Source organism: Gottfriedia luciferensis (assembly GCF_001712755.1).
GTDB lineage: Bacteria > Bacillota > Bacilli > Bacillales > Bacillaceae_G > Gottfriedia > Gottfriedia luciferensis_B.
On the sequence record NZ_MDKC01000013.1, the window covers coordinates 154,531 to 171,487 of the forward strand.

Annotated in this window: 14 protein-coding genes; 10 read left to right on the plus strand and 4 right to left on the minus strand. The window is 33.4% G+C overall.

What is annotated here, in order from left to right; translation table 11 throughout:
- Positions 1–367: 367 nt before the first annotated feature.
- Both BED47_RS11010 and BED47_RS11015 read left to right on the plus strand, forming a co-directional pair.
- Positions 368–790 carry a MerR family transcriptional regulator gene (locus BED47_RS11010; RefSeq protein ID WP_175403484.1) on the plus strand — a complete coding sequence of 141 codons (423 nt, stop codon included), beginning with the start codon at positions 368–370 and terminating at the stop codon, positions 788–790.
- 23 nt (positions 791–813) lie between these two features.
- Positions 814–2,040: an MFS transporter gene (locus BED47_RS11015; protein ID WP_069033706.1), complete on the plus strand. Its 1,227-nt coding sequence runs from the start codon at positions 814–816 to the stop codon at positions 2,038–2,040.
- Between the two features lie 141 nt (positions 2,041–2,181).
- Here the strand turns inward: BED47_RS11015 and BED47_RS11020 are convergent, their stop codons facing one another.
- Positions 2,182–2,436, minus strand: a complete 255-nt coding sequence (locus tag BED47_RS11020) for a hypothetical protein (RefSeq protein ID WP_069033707.1) — start codon at positions 2,434–2,436, stop codon at positions 2,182–2,184.
- 270 nt (positions 2,437–2,706) lie between these two features.
- Between BED47_RS11020 and BED47_RS11025 the strand changes: the two genes are divergently transcribed.
- The 5 genes from BED47_RS11025 (at position 2,707) to BED47_RS11045 (ending at position 8,388) form a co-directional block, all read left to right on the plus strand.
- On the plus strand, positions 2,707–3,144 hold the full coding sequence (locus tag BED47_RS11025; protein WP_165346951.1) for a DUF1934 domain-containing protein: 438 nt from the start codon (positions 2,707–2,709) through the stop codon (positions 3,142–3,144).
- Positions 3,141–4,811, plus strand: a complete 1,671-nt coding sequence (gene argS / locus BED47_RS11030; protein ID WP_069033709.1) for an arginine--tRNA ligase — start codon at positions 3,141–3,143, stop codon at positions 4,809–4,811. Before BED47_RS11025 ends, argS begins: the two co-directional genes overlap by 4 nt.
- Before the next feature lie 263 nt (positions 4,812–5,074).
- Complete coding sequence (locus BED47_RS11035) at positions 5,075–6,415, plus strand: DUF5667 domain-containing protein (protein WP_069033710.1); 1,341 nt, start codon at positions 5,075–5,077, stop codon at positions 6,413–6,415.
- A 183-nt stretch (positions 6,416–6,598) separates the two neighbouring features.
- On the plus strand, positions 6,599–7,327 hold the full coding sequence (sigI, locus tag BED47_RS11040) for an RNA polymerase sigma-I factor (protein WP_069033711.1): 729 nt from the start codon (positions 6,599–6,601) through the stop codon (positions 7,325–7,327).
- 2 nt (positions 7,328–7,329) lie between these two features.
- Positions 7,330–8,388, plus strand: a complete 1,059-nt coding sequence (locus BED47_RS11045; protein ID WP_069033712.1) for an anti-sigma factor domain-containing protein — start codon at positions 7,330–7,332, stop codon at positions 8,386–8,388.
- 519 nt (positions 8,389–8,907) lie between these two features.
- Here the strand turns inward: BED47_RS11045 and BED47_RS11050 are convergent.
- The 3 genes from BED47_RS11050 to cls all read right to left on the minus strand — a co-directional run bounded on the left by BED47_RS11050 (position 8,908) and on the right by cls (position 11,682).
- The gene (locus tag BED47_RS11050; RefSeq protein WP_069033713.1) at positions 8,908–9,276 is read right to left on the minus strand and encodes a YybH family protein; all 369 of its coding nucleotides are present in this window, start codon (positions 9,274–9,276) and stop codon (positions 8,908–8,910) included.
- Between the two features lie 212 nt (positions 9,277–9,488).
- Entirely contained in the window at positions 9,489–10,445 is a 957-nt protein-coding gene (gene uvsE, locus BED47_RS11055; RefSeq protein ID WP_025569254.1) for a UV DNA damage repair endonuclease UvsE, read from the minus strand.
- A 43-nt stretch (positions 10,446–10,488) separates the two neighbouring features.
- The gene (cls, locus tag BED47_RS11060) at positions 10,489–11,682 is read right to left on the minus strand and encodes a cardiolipin synthase (protein ID WP_069033714.1); all 1,194 of its coding nucleotides are present in this window, start codon (positions 11,680–11,682) and stop codon (positions 10,489–10,491) included.
- Positions 11,683–11,895: 213 nt separating this feature from the next.
- Between cls and BED47_RS11065 the strand changes: the two genes are divergently transcribed.
- From BED47_RS11065 to BED47_RS11075, 3 genes are all read left to right on the plus strand, one after another.
- Positions 11,896–14,004, plus strand: coding sequence for a heterodisulfide reductase-related iron-sulfur binding cluster (locus BED47_RS11065; protein ID WP_069033715.1), 2,109 nt, complete (start codon positions 11,896–11,898; stop codon positions 14,002–14,004).
- Between the two features lie 160 nt (positions 14,005–14,164).
- A complete protein-coding gene (locus BED47_RS11070) occupies positions 14,165–15,346 on the plus strand; it encodes an acetyl-CoA C-acetyltransferase (protein ID WP_069033716.1) in 1,182 nt (393 codons plus the stop codon).
- A gap of 401 nt (positions 15,347–15,747) precedes the next feature.
- Complete coding sequence (locus tag BED47_RS11075) at positions 15,748–16,878, plus strand: acyl-CoA dehydrogenase (protein ID WP_069033717.1); 1,131 nt, start codon at positions 15,748–15,750, stop codon at positions 16,876–16,878.
- Positions 16,879–16,957: the final 79 nt, after the last annotated feature.

The window sequence follows — 16,957 nt, forward strand, 5'->3', positions numbered from 1 at the left end:
ATAACAGGCCCATGAGTAAGTAAAACAGCAAAAATCAGAGAAATACTTACTCATAACAGGCTCATGAGTAAGTAAAACAGCAAAAATCAGAGAAGTACTTACTCATAACAGGCTCATGAGTAAGTAAAATAGCAAAAATCAAAGAAGTACTTACTCATAACAGGCTTTTGTAGAAATCAAACTCAACTAATTAACAAACGCATTTTTCAACAGTAACAAATATGATTATGTGTAGTAAAACAACTATTTTGTAGAAAGATAAAAATAGAAAAATGTACAAAGTTAACGTTGACGTTAACGATACATTAGGAGTAAGATAGATTAGTGATATATAAAAGTTAAATCCAAATCGAAAGGAGGTAATGAGTTGCTCTATAAGATAGATGAAGTGGCAAAAGAATGTGGATTAACAAAGCGATCGATTCGTTATTATGAAGAAATTGGTTTAATCTCCCCACCTGAGAGAAGTGAAGGAGGATTTCGACTTTATTCAGATTTGCATATTGAACGTCTAAAGAAAATCATGAATGTCCGTGATGTTCTTGGTTTTTCATTGCAGGAGGTTCAGGAATATATGGCAATTAGTGAGGCGTTTGAAGAATTCCGATTGCAATATAGAGAAAATAAGGAAAAGATGAATGAAGATGAAAGAAAAGAAAAACTTTTAGGAGCGGAAGCAATACTTGCTCAACAATTACAAATGATCGATGAAAAGCTTAAAAAAATGAACGATATTCGAGATGAAATGAATGAGATGTATCAAAGGGTGAAAAAAGCATTAGAACAATAAATAATATGGGAGATGGATGAAATATGTCAAACTTGGCAGATAGTAAAAAACAAAAGACAAATGTAAATCAAAAGTCAGGTCTTTTGAATCAGCCAAAAGCTATATGGGCTGTTGGTTTTGCTTGTATTATCGCATTCATGGGAATTGGATTAGTTGATCCAATCTTACCAGCAATTGCTGAAAAGATGCATGCTTCTAAAAGTGACGTAACGCTTCTTTTTACAAGTTATAATTTAGTAATGGCATTCGCGATGTTAATAACAGGTTTTATCTCCTCACGTATTGGAATTAAGTGGACACTACTTTTAGGTATTCTAATTATTGCAGTCTTCTCTGGTCTTGGAGGAAATTCAAGCAGTATATGGGAATTAGTATGGTTACGTGGAGGTTGGGGTCTAGGTAACGCGTTATTCGTTGCGACTGCATTATCTGCAATTGTTTCATTATCTAGATCAGGTGTTGCGCAATCAATTATTTTATACGAAACTGCGATTGGTCTAGGTATATCAGTTGGTCCACTTTTAGGTGGAGAATTAGGTTCGATTTCTTGGAGAGGTCCATTTTTTGGTGTGGCTTGCTTAATGGTAATTGCATTTTTATCTCTATCCTTTATGATGCCAAAAACACCTATTACACAAAATACGAAAAAAACATCGTTCCTTGATCCATTCCGTGCGCTTAAACATAGATCATTATTAACATTAGGTATTACAGCATTTTTATATAACTTTGGATTCTTTACATTATTAGCATTCTCACCATTCTTTATGGGATTAAAGGAACATGGTTTAGGATTTGTATTCTTAGGATGGGGACTTTTATTAGCAATTACATCTGTATTTATGGCGCCAAAATTACAAAAAAAATTCGGTACACTTAAATCGATGTATGCTATGTTAACACTTTTTGCTATAACACTTATCGTTATGGGAATTGGAACAGATACGAATAGTGTAATTATTGTTTGTGTAATAATTGCTGGTGCATTTTTAGGAAATAACAATACATTAATTACAACAGCAGTAATGCAAGCAGCTCCAGTTGAACGTTCAACAGCATCAGCTGCATATAGCTTTTTACGTTTCCTTGGTGGAGCAATTGCACCATATTTAGCAGGTAAACTTGCTGAATGGTATAATCCACATGTACCTTTCTATGTAGGTGGATGTTTTGTATTACTATCGGTTCTTTTCTTATTTATTAATAGAAAGCATTTAATTCATATTGATAAAGCAGAATCTGCACATTAATTATTTTGAGGTTGTCTCGAAATATGGCGAAAGCCCGCTAGGAATATGTATTCTTGGCGGGTTTTTTGCTTTTTTAAATTGTGGTATGTAATTGATCAGTTTTATGGAGAATACAAAAAAACAGCCTATACAAGCTGTTTGTCATGGTCCGAAATGACCGAACATTGCTAAATAAACGATGAAACCGATGAGTGCAAGTAATCCAATTATTACTGATGTAAAACTACCGAACATGATCGCTTTTCGTTTGAAAATGAACCATAATATGAGTCCCACTACGATTGGCACAAAAAAGGCGTACAAATAAACGAGAAAAATGCTCGATAACGAAATGATTCCAATGCCTAGTCCGATGAAAAATAATTTACTTGATGATTTTTGAGCGATTGTTTTCATAAAGTCTCCTTCTATTGATTGTATGTTCTTAATTGTCTCACAAATGGTTTTCAATTGAAAACAAAAATCCTCTTCATTTTCGTGTATAGAATGTTTTGTTAAAGTATATCGCCTTTTGAGATAATCTTATTATTTCGTTCATTTTAATGAATATTTTTCACATTTTTTTTGTTACCTATTTTATTTTTTTTATTAGATTATGCTAAAATGGGAAAAGATGATTTTTGGATGTGATTCGTTACGTTCATGGGGAGAAAAGGACGTGTAAAAGTGAAAGGACAACAAGGCATACCTGTCTCAATTGACTTTGAGACTTTGATAAAAGATCCGCACGGGCGTGATAAAATCAGTTTTCAAGCTAATGGCCTATATTATAAAAAAGATGATGTTTCATATTTATTATTTGATGAAAATCACGAGGACCGAAAAGTAAAGGCTACTATGAAAATAGGTAAAGGGGAAGTAACAATTATTCGAAATGGTGGAGTTATGATGCGTCATCAATACAGAGTAAATGAAACCACTGAAGGTACTTTCTCAAATGAATTAGGAGTATTTCAAACTAAGGCATATACAAAAAAACTGCAATTTCTAGTATCTGAAGGACCTTTAAAAGGGGTACTTCAATTAGGATATAAGTTGTTTGTAGGAGATGAAAATGCTGGGTCATATAACATTACAGTATCAATTAAGGAGGCAACGATATGAATACATTAGAACAAGTGAAAAGTCGTTTGAAAAATGAAATCGAAGCTGCGGTATTAAAAGCAGGATTAGCAACGGAGGAACAATTACCACAAGTCGTATTAGAATCACCAAAAGATAAAGCCCACGGAGATTTTTCAACAAATATGGCAATGCAATTAGCACGTGTTGCTAAAAAGGCTCCTAGAATGATTGCAGAGGAGTTAATTAATTCTTTTGACCAAAGTAAAGCAAGCATTAAAAAAGTAGAAATTGCTGGACCAGGGTTCATTAATTTTTATATGGATAATAGTTATCTTACTGATTTAATTCCAACGATTATTAAATCGGGAAATGAATATGGCCAAACAAACTTTGGTAACGGTGAAAAGATTTTAGTTGAGTTTGTTTCAGCAAATCCGACTGGAGATTTACATTTAGGTCATGCTCGTGGGGCTGCATTTGGAGATTCATTATGCAATATTTTAGATAAAGCAGGTTATGAAGTAACTCGTGAATATTATATTAATGATGCTGGAAACCAAATTAATAATTTAACATTTTCGGTTGAAGCTCGTTATATGCAAGCACTTGGAATGGATAAAGAAATGCCAGCAGATGGCTATCATGGCTCAGACATTATTGAGATCGGTAAAACTTTAGCTGCTGAATTCGGTGACCGTTATGTGAATGAACCAGAAGAGGCTCGTTACAAGTTCTTCCGCGAGTACGGTTTAAAATTAGAAATGGAAAAACTACAACGAGATCTACGTAATTTCAGAGTAGATTTTGATGTATGGTATTCAGAAACTTCATTATATCAAAATGGCAAAGTTTTAGAGGCTCTTGATGATTTAAAACAACGTGGTGAAACATATGAAGAAGAAGGAGCGACTTGGTTCCGTTCTACAACATATGGTGACGACAAAAACCGTGTACTAATTAAAAGCGATGGTTCTTATACTTATTTAACTCCGGATATCGCTTACCACCGAGACAAGCTTAGTCGTGGTGCTGATAAATTAATTGATATTCTTGGGGCTGACCATCACGGATACATTCCTCGAATGAAAGCAGCAATTCAAGCTTTAGGATATAATGCTGATACGCTTGAAGTAGAAATTATCCAAATGGTTCAGTTATATCAAGATGGTGAAAAAGTTAAAATGAGTAAACGTACAGGTAAAGCTGTAACATTACGTGATTTAATGGAAGAAGTAGGTACTGATGCAACTCGTTACTTCTTTGCAATGCGCGGTTGTGACTCACATTTAGACTTTGATATGGACTTAGCTGTTTCTAAATCAAATGAAAACCCTGTGTATTATTCACAATACGCTCACGCTCGTGTTTGTAGTATTCTTCGTCAAGGAGAAGAAATGGGTATTGTTTACAATGGAGAAGCAGATTACAGCCTTGTTTCGTCTGAAAAAGAATATGAGTTATTAAAGAAATTAGGAGAATTCCCAGCAGCGGTTTCATTAGCTGCTTCAAAACGTACTCCTCATCATATTACAAACTATGTATTTGAATTAGCGGGTACATTCCACAGCTTCTATAATGCAGAAAAAGTTTTAGATGCTGAAAATGTTGAAAAGACAAAAGCTAGACTAGCTTTAATGAAGGCGGTGCAAGTTACTCTACAAAATGCATTAGCTTTAGTTGGAGTTTCTGCTCCAGAAAAAATGTAAATAGTAAATTAAAAGTACCATGCCCTAATTTAGGGTATGGTACTTTTTTTAAAACTTAATCAAATTTCTAAAGTATTATTTTGTATTTTTTTAGTAAGTTATTTTGCACAACTTTGTCGGTAAATAGGGAAAGAAAACAAGTTTCACCATTTTTTTATAAATTTTTTAAAATTTTTTTAAAATGACCCCCTAAAAAATGAAATTCTCTGCGAATAGTTATAGTGAGAATAAATAAAGAAACTTTTACAAAGGGGAAAAAATTCATGAAAAAATTATTAGTACATACAACAGCAACAGCATTATTATTATCTCAGTTAGGATTCTCTAGTTCTGTACTTGCTGCAGAAAATGATACAGTTTCACCTACTGACCAAAAGGAAGAAGCACCTGCATTAGTTAAGGGCGATTTCTTCTATTTTGTAAAAACAACAGTAGAAAAAATTCAACTGTTACTAACAACAGACAAAGTGAAAGAAGCAGAACTTTTAGCACAATTTGCTCAAGAGCGCATTCATGAAGCAAGAGAACTAATTAAAGAAGGCAAAGAAGATTTAGCAAAAGAAACATTAAAAGAAGCTTTAAGTCAAATGGATACTGCTCAAGGTCAACTTGATGGTAAACTTCCAGCTGTTTCTGAGCCAACGACTTCAGAAACAACAACAGAAGGTACTGTTACTACGAACCCGGCAGTAGATTCAACTGAAGTAGAAAAAGAAGATACAGAAAAAGTTGAGACTGACAAACAAGATACTGACAAACAAGAAGTAGAAAAAGAAGACACAGAAAAAGTTGAGACAGACAAACAAGATACTGACAAACAAGAAGTAGAAAAAGAAGATCAAGAAAAAGCTGAGACAGACAAACAAGATTCAGATAAAGAAGATCAAGAAAAAGCTGAAACAGAAAAAGAACATGTTGAAAAACATGAAAAACAAAAATTAACAAAAGAGCAAAAAGAAATTGCAAAAATTCAACACCATTTAAATAACAATTTACTTGTTTTAGCAAATGTTTTAGATCAAGTTAAAAATCCAAAAGCAAAAGCTGCGATTGCTAAAAATATAGAAAAGAGCTTTAACAAAATTTCTGAAAGATTAGAGAAAGTCTTAAAGCATACAGAACAGGATTCAACTGCTCTAAAACCAGTTATTACAGTTCAATACCCTGATTCAACTACAGATCAGTCAACTACACCAGAAGTTATTACAACAGTGACTAAAATTGAAGACGTAAATGACACAGACGTGAAAAATGTTAATGAAGATGTTCAAGGTGAAAATGATGATAAAGATGATGCAGCAAAAGTTGCTACAAAACCTGTAACAGTAGAGCATAAGGAAGAACATCAACATAAGTCAAAAGAAGTAAAACCAGTTAAAGTAAAAAAGGTAAAAGTTGAAAAAGAAGAAAAACATGAAGAAAAACATGTAGTAAAACATGAAGTAAGACATGAAGTAAAACACGAAAATGGTACAAGCCATAGAAATCAAGGTGAACATGAAAATCGTGGAAACCATAAGGGAAATGAAAAGCAAGAGTGGAAAAAAAATGATAATTCAAATAACCAAGGTGAAAACCATGGAAATGGACATGGTAAACATTAATAAGTAATTATTTCCATTGACCTTTCAATAAAATCATATGAAACATTTCATAAGATGCGATATGCTTAAGTTTAACTGATTAAATTAAAATGGTGCCTCATACATTCATTTGATTATATAATGAGTGGAGGCGCCATTAAGTTTTAATGGCTAAGCAATCCTCTTTTGAAAGGAGATCGGGTCTTGTTACTTACAATTTTTCAGACGCTTTATAAAAGAAAAGAAAAAATTGAAGATATTGTATTAACAATACAACAGTCTTCATCAAAAGAACTAGATGATTTTATAGTTCAATATACTCCTTTTATTAACAAAACTGTTTCCACTATTTGTGGAAGATATATTACTAATCAAGAAGATGAATTTAGTATCGGTTTAAATGCATTTCATGAAGCCATTAAACTATATTCATATAAAAAAGGTGCTTCATTTCTATCTTTTGCTAAATTGATCATAAAACGAGAATTAATCGATTTCTTTAGGAAGGAATCTAAATACCAATCGTTGACCTCAGAACAAAACGGTTCAGATGATATACATAAACAATATGATGACCATGTGTATAGCTCTTATATAAAAAACTTTGATGAAGTAAACCGTAAAGAAGAAATTATTCATTTCAGTGAGATGCTAAAACAATTTGGAATTTCATTAGAAACTTTAGTAGAGGTTTCGCCTAAACATGAAGATACAAGGGAGCATATTTTTTCAGTTGTAGACCTTGTTACATCTGATGAAGAAATGTTAACTTTTCTATATAAAAAGAAAAAATTACCGATGAAAAAACTTGAAACTAAAGTTAATATAAGTCGAAAATCGCTAGAAAAACATAGAAAATATATAATTGCCATGAGTATCATTAGCGTCAATGAGTATATTTATTTAAAAAACTATTTAAAAAGGGGGAACTGAAGATGAACAATGGTATTGTATTAAAAGTGAATCATTCTTCCGTGGTTGTACTAACAGCTAACGGAGAATACTTAAAATGTAAAAAATTATTGTCATCTTATTCGATCGGTGAAGAAATTCAGTTCCCCAACAATGCAATCATTTTAAATAAAAAAATGAAATTGAGCATCCCTAAATTGATACCTGTCGTAATTGCGAGTGGATTAATTCTTTTTTCTTTTATATTTGTAAATTTGAACAACAATGAAGCATTGGCAGCAGGAAAGGTTACAATTGATTCAGAAGCAAAGGTATCTTTAATATTGGACAAACAGTTAAAGGTTATTGCATTAAAAGGTCACAATAACCAAGGTAAACAATTGATCGATAAAATGGATAACTGGAAAAATGAGCCACTACATTTAGTTATGGATGATTTAGTTGATGAAATGGAGAAATCTAAAGTAATTGAACCAGATGAAACAATTAAATTAACTGGTGAGATGAGAAAAGAATTTGGAAATAAACAAAGTGAGCTAAATCATGAATTGAAGGATATTCAGGATAGTAATAATCATTTTAATATCCAAAACTCTAAGGAATTAAATCAACCAAAGGTTAAAACTCAAAATCAAAGTCTAAATCAAAATAAACAAGAAAAAAGTATAAATTCTAATTCAACAAAAGTGACAAAAGGTGAAACCAATTACAAGAATAATTCTAGTTTAAAGTCACCTATAATCGAAAAAGAAAAAAATACTAATAATAGTCATTCAAAAGAAGAAGTTAAGAATGTTAGACATCAAGATGAGCACTGGGGAAATAAGCAGCGTCAATGGAATCATAAAAATCAAGGCGAACACCATGAATCATCGAAGCAAAATCAAAAGAAACAACATAATAACTATGAAAACCAGCAAGACAAAAAAAAAAATGACTATAAAGATGACCACGAATTAAGAAGAAGTAATAATGATCAAGGAAGAAATGAAAATAAAGAAGGCTGCCATGGCTGTAATAACCGTTATAAAAACGAGAAAAATAATGGCTGGCAAAATGGTAATGAAAAACACTCAGATTAATAATCTGAGTGTTTTCAGAGTGTTGAAAAATAAAATGGTCAATAGGGAAAACAGACATTAAATGAACATTTATTTAATGATGAAATTATCATTTTTTGGATGATCAATTAATAGTTTTAAATGTTAATATGTTTGAGTAATTTCATTGACTCCAATAATCACTAGTAATGATTTTTTTCAGAAGTTGAAAATATTATGACCTAATGTTTAGAAAAACAAATTCAGTTGATTAGTTTTTCTACATAACAGTTAGGTTACTCTAAGTAAAGGCTATTTGATTAGGGTTTATTTCAGACTTTTTTGGATGATTAAGTTGATTGGAGCGGATAGTGCTCGGCTCCTATGGGATAAGCGGGAAGGCTGAGACCCCGCAGGCTTGCCGAGGAGGCTAAAGAATCTCGCCCCATGGAAAGCGAGCATCCTGTAGTGGAAATCAACATCACTCTACTCCTTTTACGAAAATTTGGTAATTTAACTGACAAGGTTGTTTTTTAACTAATCCCATGAAAGAATAAAGGCTTAGGAAATACCGCTCAAATGCTCATGAATAACCAGCCAAACACCATGGTCATTTTTTATAAATACATTGGTAGCTCTACCATGACCGGATACAAAGTTTCCTTTCAAATATCCTTCATATTGAAATTGATAAGTACATGTTGCAGAATTGTGATCGGTAGTTAACCATTTTACATTTGTAGCTTTGTAAACTTCATTTTGAATTACATTCCAAGCATTTTCAAAATACTGCTGAATTTCTAGTAAAGAAGTACAGGTTTTGTCTGAAAACCAATAAATGGCGTCCTTGTGTATATATTTTTTTACTTGATTAAAATCATGTGTATTTGTTGCAGTTATGTATTGTTGTAACGCATTTTGATAGCTCATATACAAACCACCTTTATAGTAGAGTTGAAGTAAGTCTTGTAGGTGAATATCTATAATACATCATAGTATTCTTTGCATAAGTAATCAGTTAGTTTAAAGCAAAAGAAACCCTCAAGGTAAGTTAAACTTCCTTAAGGGCTGCGGTAAGCATAAATGAACCTATTAATTGCTTTCTTCATCTATTTCCTGCTGTTATGTCTTTGGTACTGAACTTAAGTAACTTCAATCATACCGCCACTTATTCGCTTATAACCTCTCCATTTCGCTATATCTTCCATTAATTGCAATAGAGCTAAATCCTTTTTTTTCGATTCAATCATTATATCGATATCACTTCCAATTGATCTGACGATGTCAAAAAAGGGCTTAATAAAGTCAATGTCAATTAAATCTGAATGTGCTCTGAACTCTTTATCGGATTTCGGAGATGAAATATGAATTTTAGGCTTCAAAAATGTATGCTCCCAAGTAGAAAATATAATGGGTAATAATTTCTCTAATGGTTCTTCACATAAGTTTGCCATATGATGATGATAGTCAAATACGAGCGGAATACCTTCGTTTTTACAAACCATTAGTGTTTCAGCTGTATTATACGTTTTATCGTCATTTTCTAGCGTCATTTGTTTTTTTATGTGAGTAGGGAGCTTTTTTATATTTTCATAAAAACGTTGGATCGCAAGCTCTTTATTTCCATACGCTCCTCCAATATGTATATTAATGACGCTTTGGTCAGAAATACCCATTGCTTCAAGAACTTTATAATGATACTCCATATCAATCACAGCATTATCAGTTATATGAGGTTTTTCACTTGTAAAAAGCGTGAATTGGTTAGGGTGAAAACTAACTCTTAATTCATGCTTCTTGATAAAATCACCTATTTCTTTAAACTGTTTGTGAAAAATATTTATATAATCGAATTCTACATCTGGATGAGTCGCTAAAGGGACCATTGAAGAGGACATTCTATATAAGGGAATTTGTTGTCCCACATTATAATGAAGTGCTCTATACGTATTTTCAATATTTTGCGATGTAACAGAAATTAATTTCTCTAAACGTTCTTCTAGGTCAAGGGCTTTATAACGTGTAAATGTAAGAGTTTTTGCAGGTGAACAATTATATAAAGATAATGCATGTGATACATATCCAAATCGAATGATCATATTTTGTTCACCTCTACCTTGGTTTTTGTATATGTACAAATGTTTACATTAATGGAGAAAGAAGCTTAGATAAAAGCTTGCGACATTTCCATAAGAATGTTGTATTTTTATAATGTTCAATAGGATATGATTTTGAGCGTTCTAAGTCCTTTGTAAATATTTCCTTAATCTTCAATATGAAAGACTCACTTGAAAAAATACAGCTCCATTCATCATTTATGCAAAGACTTCTACGATCAAAGTTAACGGATCCTACATCACAACAACAATCATCGATGAGTAGTACTTTGGCATGAAAGAACCCTTTCTGATAATGAAAAACTTCCCCACCACCTTCTAAAATTAAAAGGAGATGTGGAAAACTCGCCTCTTTAACTAGTCTGTGGTCTTCTTTTTCCGGCACCATTACGCATATGTGGACACCTCGTTTAAGAGCGGCAAGAAGTGCGTTCATCAGTTTTTTTGTCGGAATAAAGTAAGGTGTACCAATATAAATATGTTTTTTTGCCTGATCTATTAAATCTTTATATAGATTCTCAATGCGTACAAAGTCCGAAGAATAGAAGTGATGCTCGATTTTCCCTTTTGCTAATTCATCGTCATTAATTAACGTAAAGGATTCTCCGCCACTTCTAACCCAGTCTATTAAAAATTGAATGTGTAAATCTTTTACACCTTCACCTGTCATTCGAATATGATAATCTCTCCAATAACCTAAATCTTCATCAAAACCAATATATTCTTTGCCAATATTAAAACCACCAAAATAACCGACTTTTTGATCTATTACAGTAATCTTTCGATGGTTACGATGTTGAAAACGATAAAGGGTAAATGGAAATCCCGTTCGCCGATTAAAAAGTACTTCTACGCCATTTTCTATTAGTTTTTTTATTCTTTTACGCTTAAGCCTAAAGCTTCCGATCCAATCAACAAGGAGGCGTACTTGTAATCCTTCCTGAGCTTTTCTTTCAAGTAATGATAAAAATTTTTCGGATGTATCATCATTTCGAACAATATAAAAAAGCATCGAAATACTACTACTTGCTTCTGTTATATCGTCTAGAAGATGCTTGTACAAATCATTACCATCTGTTATTAACATTGTCTCACTATATCTTTTTTTAAATGGACAAGTTTTATCATATTTATGAAATGCTTTATAGCCAAAATAAAGATCTAAGCTAGCAAGGAGTATAAGAAAGAGTAGAGCAATTAAGCAAATGAAAAGAATCATATAATTAAACTCCTTTACCTTTTACGTGTTGATAGTATGACCATATCCATTGAAGAATATGAAAAAGAGCCAATTTAATATGAAAAAGTATTTGACTGAATAGTCATTCATAATATAATTAAATTATATATTTTCTGAATATTATTATGGTTATAAATTTTTAAACAGTAAGCGTTTTCTTTATAACCGGGAAAATTGGGGGAGGAATACATCATGAATCATGCACTTTTGTATTTGAACGCACTAGGGTTTGTGGCAATTACAGTTTATGCAATTTATTTATTCGTTTACCTGATTCAAACAAGACTTGCCTACATTAAATTAGGTAAAAAAGAAGAATTTGAAAGAAATTTGAAAGAACGTTTTCAAAAAATTTGGGTCAATGTTTTTGGACAAAAAAAGCTATTAAAGGATAAGAAAAGTGGATTTATTCATTTGTTATTCTTTTATGGATTCATTTTAGTTCAAGCAGGAGCTTTAGACTTTATTATAAGAGGTCTTGTTCCTAGCGCACATTTACCTCTTGGACCTTTATATGGTGCATTTACATTTTTTGAAGAAATCATTGCGTTACTTATATTGGTGGCAGTTGTTTGGGCCTTCCATAGACGATATATTGAGAAGTTAGTTCGACTAAAAAGAGGTTGGAAAAGCGGTTTAGTTCTTATTTTTATTGGTTTATTAATGTTATCAACGCTTTTTGGTAATGGTGTGGGAATCATTTGGCATGGTGAAGCAACAAGCTTTCATGAACCAATCGCATCATTAATTGCAACAGTTTTTAACGGTATTAGTAAGCCTTTATCAATTTCATTATTTTATGTTGCGTGGTGGACTCACTTAATTTCACTTTTAACGTTCTTAGTATATGTACCTCAATCAAAACACGCACATTTACTTGCTGGTCCAGCAAACGTGTATTTTAATCGTTTAACGAAAGCAGGAAAATTAGAAAAAATAGATTTTGAAGATGAAACACAAGAAACATTTGGTGTTGGAAAAATCAGCGACTTCCGTCAATCACAATTAATTGATTTATATGCTTGTGTAGAATGTGGTCGTTGTACTAATGTATGTCCAGCTACTGCAACTGGAAAAATGCTGTCACCGATGGATTTAATTTTAAAACTCCGTGATCATTTAACTGAAACAGGGGCTGTTGTAACATCTCGTGCACCTTGGGTTCCAACAGTTGCATTTTCTAAAACAAAAGGAAATCAATTAGCATTTGCTTCACAAGGAAAACAAGAATCAGCAGCAACATTGGAATATAGTCCAAGTTTAATTGGTGATGTAATTACTGAGGAAGAGATTTGGGCATGTACAACTTGTCGTAATTGTGAAGATCAATGTCCTGTAATGAATGAGCATGTTGAAAAGGTAATTGATTTACGTCGTTATTTAGTTTTAACGGAAGGTAAGATGCAACCAGATGCTCAACGTGCAATGACAAATATCGAACGTCAAGGAAACCCATGGGGATTAAATCGTAAAGACCGTGAAAACTGGAGAGAACTTGATGAAAGTATCCATATCCCAACAGTAAAAGAAGCTCAGAAAGCTGGAGAAGAAATTGAGTACTTATTCTGGGTTGGTGCAATGGGTTCATATGATAACCGTAGCCAGAAAATCGCATTAGCATTTGCGAAACTAATGAATGAAGCTGGAATTAAGTTTGCAATTTTAGGTAATAAGGAGAAAAATTCTGGTGATACACCTAGACGATTAGGTCAAGAATTCTTATTCCAAGAGTTAGCAAGTAATAATATCGCAGAAATTGAAAAATCGGGAGTAAGCAAATTAGTAACAATTGACCCGCATGCTTATAACACATTTAAAAATGAATATCCTGATTTTGGTTTATCAATAGAAGTTTATCATCATACAGAATTATTATCTCAATTGGTTAAAGAGGGTAAGTTAAAACCGGTTCATCAAGTTAATGAAGTGATTACTTACCACGATTCATGTTATTTAGGTCGATACAATGAAGTTTATGAAGCTCCTAGGGATATTCTTCGTGCAATTCCTGGTGTCAAACTAGTTGAAATGGAGCGTAAGCGCGAAACAGGTATGTGCTGTGGAGCGGGTGGAGGATTAATGTGGATGGAAGAGCATGTTGGTAATCGTATTAATGTAACACGTACTGAACAAGCACTTGCAGTTAGTCCAAATGTAATTGGAACAGGTTGCCCTTATTGCTTAACAATGCTATCAGATGGAACAAAAGCAAAAGAAGTCGAAGAAAATGTTAAAACACTAGATATAGCAGAGCTTTTAGAGTTATCGATTTTTGGTGACAAACAAAACCAAGCTTCATAAAAGTTCTATAACTTTTCAATCTTCATAAAATACCAATGAAAGGTGTGCAACTTGTACACCTTTCAGACTGCCTGTCAGCGTTTTTTTATTTGGTGAATTGATTGATTATAGAATTTTATTATAGAGGAGAAATAGATAAAATTTTAAGGGGGAAAATGGGATGAGTAAAACAGTTATAGTAAGTGCAGTTCGTACACCAATCGGACGTTTTGGAGGCGCCTTAAAGGGCTTTAGTGCTGCTCAGTTAGGTGGTATCGCAATTAAAGAGACATTGAACCGTGTTAACCATCCATTAGAAATGATTGATGATGTAATAATGGGAACAGTTTTACAAGGTGGACAAGGACAATTACCTTCAAGACAAGCACTTCGTAATGCAGGATTACCTTGGGAAACAAGATCAGAGACAATAAATAAAGTATGTGCATCTGGTATGCGTAGCGTTATGCTTTCTGATTTATTGATTCGTTCTGGTGAAAGTAAACGTATTGTTGCAGGTGGAATGGAATCAATGAGCAATACACCTTATTATCAAACCTCTATAAGATGGGGAAATAAAATGGGGAACACAGAATTAAAGGATGGCCTTCTAGTAGATGGCTTAACTTGTTCATTTACTGGAGTTCATATGGGCACATACGGAAGTGAAGTTGCTAAACTTGAAGACATATCTCGTGAGCAACAAGATGAGTGGGCACTTCGTAGTCAACAACTTGCGGTTGAATCGATTAAAACAGGTAAATTTGAAGAAGAGATTGTAACGATTGAGTCAGTTGGCAAAAAAGGAGTCGTAACAAAAATAGAAGTAGACGAGTGTCCAAGGGAAGATACTACTATTGAAAAACTAGCTAAGCTATCTCCAGCATTTGATCGCGACGGAACAATCACAGCTGGAAATGCACCTGGATTAAATGACGCAGGTGCGGCACTTTTATTAATGAGTGAGGAAGAAGCAAAACTAAATGGCTATGTACCTTTAGCTACAATCGTTGCAACAGAATCAATGGCTGTAGAAGCAAAAGACTTTCCTAGAACTCCGGGATATGTCATTCAAAAATTATTACAAAAAACAAATAAAAAGATATCAGATATTGATTTATTTGAAATTAACGAAGCATTCGCAGCAGTAGTTTTAGCAAGTGCGAAAATTGCGGATATACCTTTAGAAAAAATAAATGTAAATGGTGGAGCGATTGCTCTAGGACATCCAATTGGAGCAAGTGGTGCAAGAATCATTGTAACCTTAATTAATGCATTAAAAGCACGAGGCGGAGGCCTTGGAATTGCTGCAATTTGTAGCGGTGGTGGTCAAGGAGACGCAGTCTTAGTAGAGGTACGATAAGAGGGGAAAGCAAGAATAGCAGTGTATGGAAGAGCAGGAAAGGTGTGGAGGGGAATGTTTCCTTCTATCTAAGTACTGCCTCCCTTAAGCTGTTATTTTTTTGCTTTTCTATTTTTGCGTATTAACTTGACCCTGTTTTTCCTTCCTTCCAGACTTAAAAATTTTTCTACAAAAAATAACAGGAATTTTCAGATTTTTGTCTAATATTATACGAAGTAGACTATCTTTTTAGTCAAAGTAGAAAATATTTTGTTAACGCTTACAAAAATCGACAAAAACAACATGGCAGTGATAAGGGAGCAATTAAGTTAAGGGGAATAGGATATAAAATAATTATCTTTAATTACAACCTTTCATTTGATTGTGATACTTGTCCTAGCAAAAATCGGGGGAAATGATCTATGCAATTTCGTTTAAGTGAAGAACATGAAATGATTCGTAAAATGGTAAGAGATTTTGCTAGAAATGAGGTTGCTCCGTCAGCTGCTGAGCGTGATGAGCATGAAAAATTTGATCGTTCAATTTTTGATCAAATGGCTGAGTTGGGATTAACAGGAATTCCATTCCCAGAGGAATATGGTGGAATCGGCAGTGATTATTTAGCTTACGTTATCGCTGTTGAAGAGCTTTCTCGGGTTTGTGCTTCAACAGGTGTAACGTTATCAGCCCACACTTCATTAGCTAGTTGGCCGATATATAAGTTTGGTACTGAAGAACAAAAACAAAAATTCTTAAAACCGTTAGCACAAGGAACAAAAATCGGTGCTTATGGATTAACTGAACCAGGATCTGGGTCAGATGCTGGTGGTATGAGAACGACTGCTAGAAAAGAAGGAAACGAATATATATTAAATGGTTCAAAAATATTTATTACAAACGGTGGAGAAGCGGAAATTTACGTAGTATTTGCTGTGACAGATCCTACAAATAAACACGGAGTTTCTGCATTTATCGTTGAAAGTGATACACCAGGTTTTTCAGTTGGTAAGAAAGAAAGTAAATTAGGTATTCGTTCATCGCCGACAACTGAAATTATCTTTGAAGAATGCCGCATCCCAGCTGAAAACTTATTAGGTGAAGAAGGTAAAGGATTTAAAGTTGCGATGCAAACGCTTGATGGTGGTAGAAATGGAATCGCTGCTCAAGCAGTAGGTATTGCACAAGGTGCTTTAGATGCTTCAGTTGATTACGCTAAAGAGCGTGTTCAATTTGGCAAACCAATTATTGCTCAGCAAGGTGTCTCATTTAAACTTGCTGATATGGCTACAAGTATCGAAGCTTCTCGTCTATTAACTTATCAAGCTGCTTGGTTAGAATCTAATGGACTTCCATATGGTAAGGAATCTGCTATGTCTAAATTACTAGCAGGAGATACTGCGATGAAGGTTACAACAGAGGCAGTACAAGTTTTCGGTGGCTATGGATATACAAAGGATTATCCAGTGGAACGCTTTATGAGAGATGCTAAAATAACTCAAATCTATGAAGGAACACAAGAAATTCAAAGACTAGTAATCTCAAGAATGCTATAAAAAATAATATTATTCTTCTTTTCGCATTACGAAAGATTAGGATCGCTTGGTACAAGGAATATGGATAGCCCTTTACCAA

Coding starts and splice junctions, on each gene's coding strand:
- BED47_RS11020 (WP_069033707.1), bottom strand. CDS start 2,436: ATGAAAACAATCGCTCAAAAATCATCAAGTAAATTATTTTTCATCGGA.
- argS (WP_069033709.1), top strand. CDS start 3,141: ATGAATACATTAGAACAAGTGAAAAGTCGTTTGAAAAATGAAATCGAA.
- uvsE (WP_025569254.1), bottom strand. CDS start 10,445: ATGATCATTCGATTTGGATATGTATCACATGCATTATCTTTATATAAT.
- cls (WP_069033714.1), bottom strand. CDS start 11,682: ATGATTCTTTTCATTTGCTTAATTGCTCTACTCTTTCTTATACTCCTT.
- BED47_RS11045 (WP_069033712.1), top strand. CDS start 7,330: ATGAACAATGGTATTGTATTAAAAGTGAATCATTCTTCCGTGGTTGTA.
- BED47_RS11015 (WP_069033706.1), top strand. CDS start 814: ATGTCAAACTTGGCAGATAGTAAAAAACAAAAGACAAATGTAAATCAA.
- BED47_RS11065 (WP_069033715.1), top strand. CDS start 11,896: ATGAATCATGCACTTTTGTATTTGAACGCACTAGGGTTTGTGGCAATT.
- BED47_RS11050 (WP_069033713.1), bottom strand. CDS start 9,276: ATGAGCTATCAAAATGCGTTACAACAATACATAACTGCAACAAATACA.
- BED47_RS11070 (WP_069033716.1), top strand. CDS start 14,165: ATGAGTAAAACAGTTATAGTAAGTGCAGTTCGTACACCAATCGGACGT.
- BED47_RS11035 (WP_069033710.1), top strand. CDS start 5,075: ATGAAAAAATTATTAGTACATACAACAGCAACAGCATTATTATTATCT.
- BED47_RS11075 (WP_069033717.1), top strand. CDS start 15,748: ATGCAATTTCGTTTAAGTGAAGAACATGAAATGATTCGTAAAATGGTA.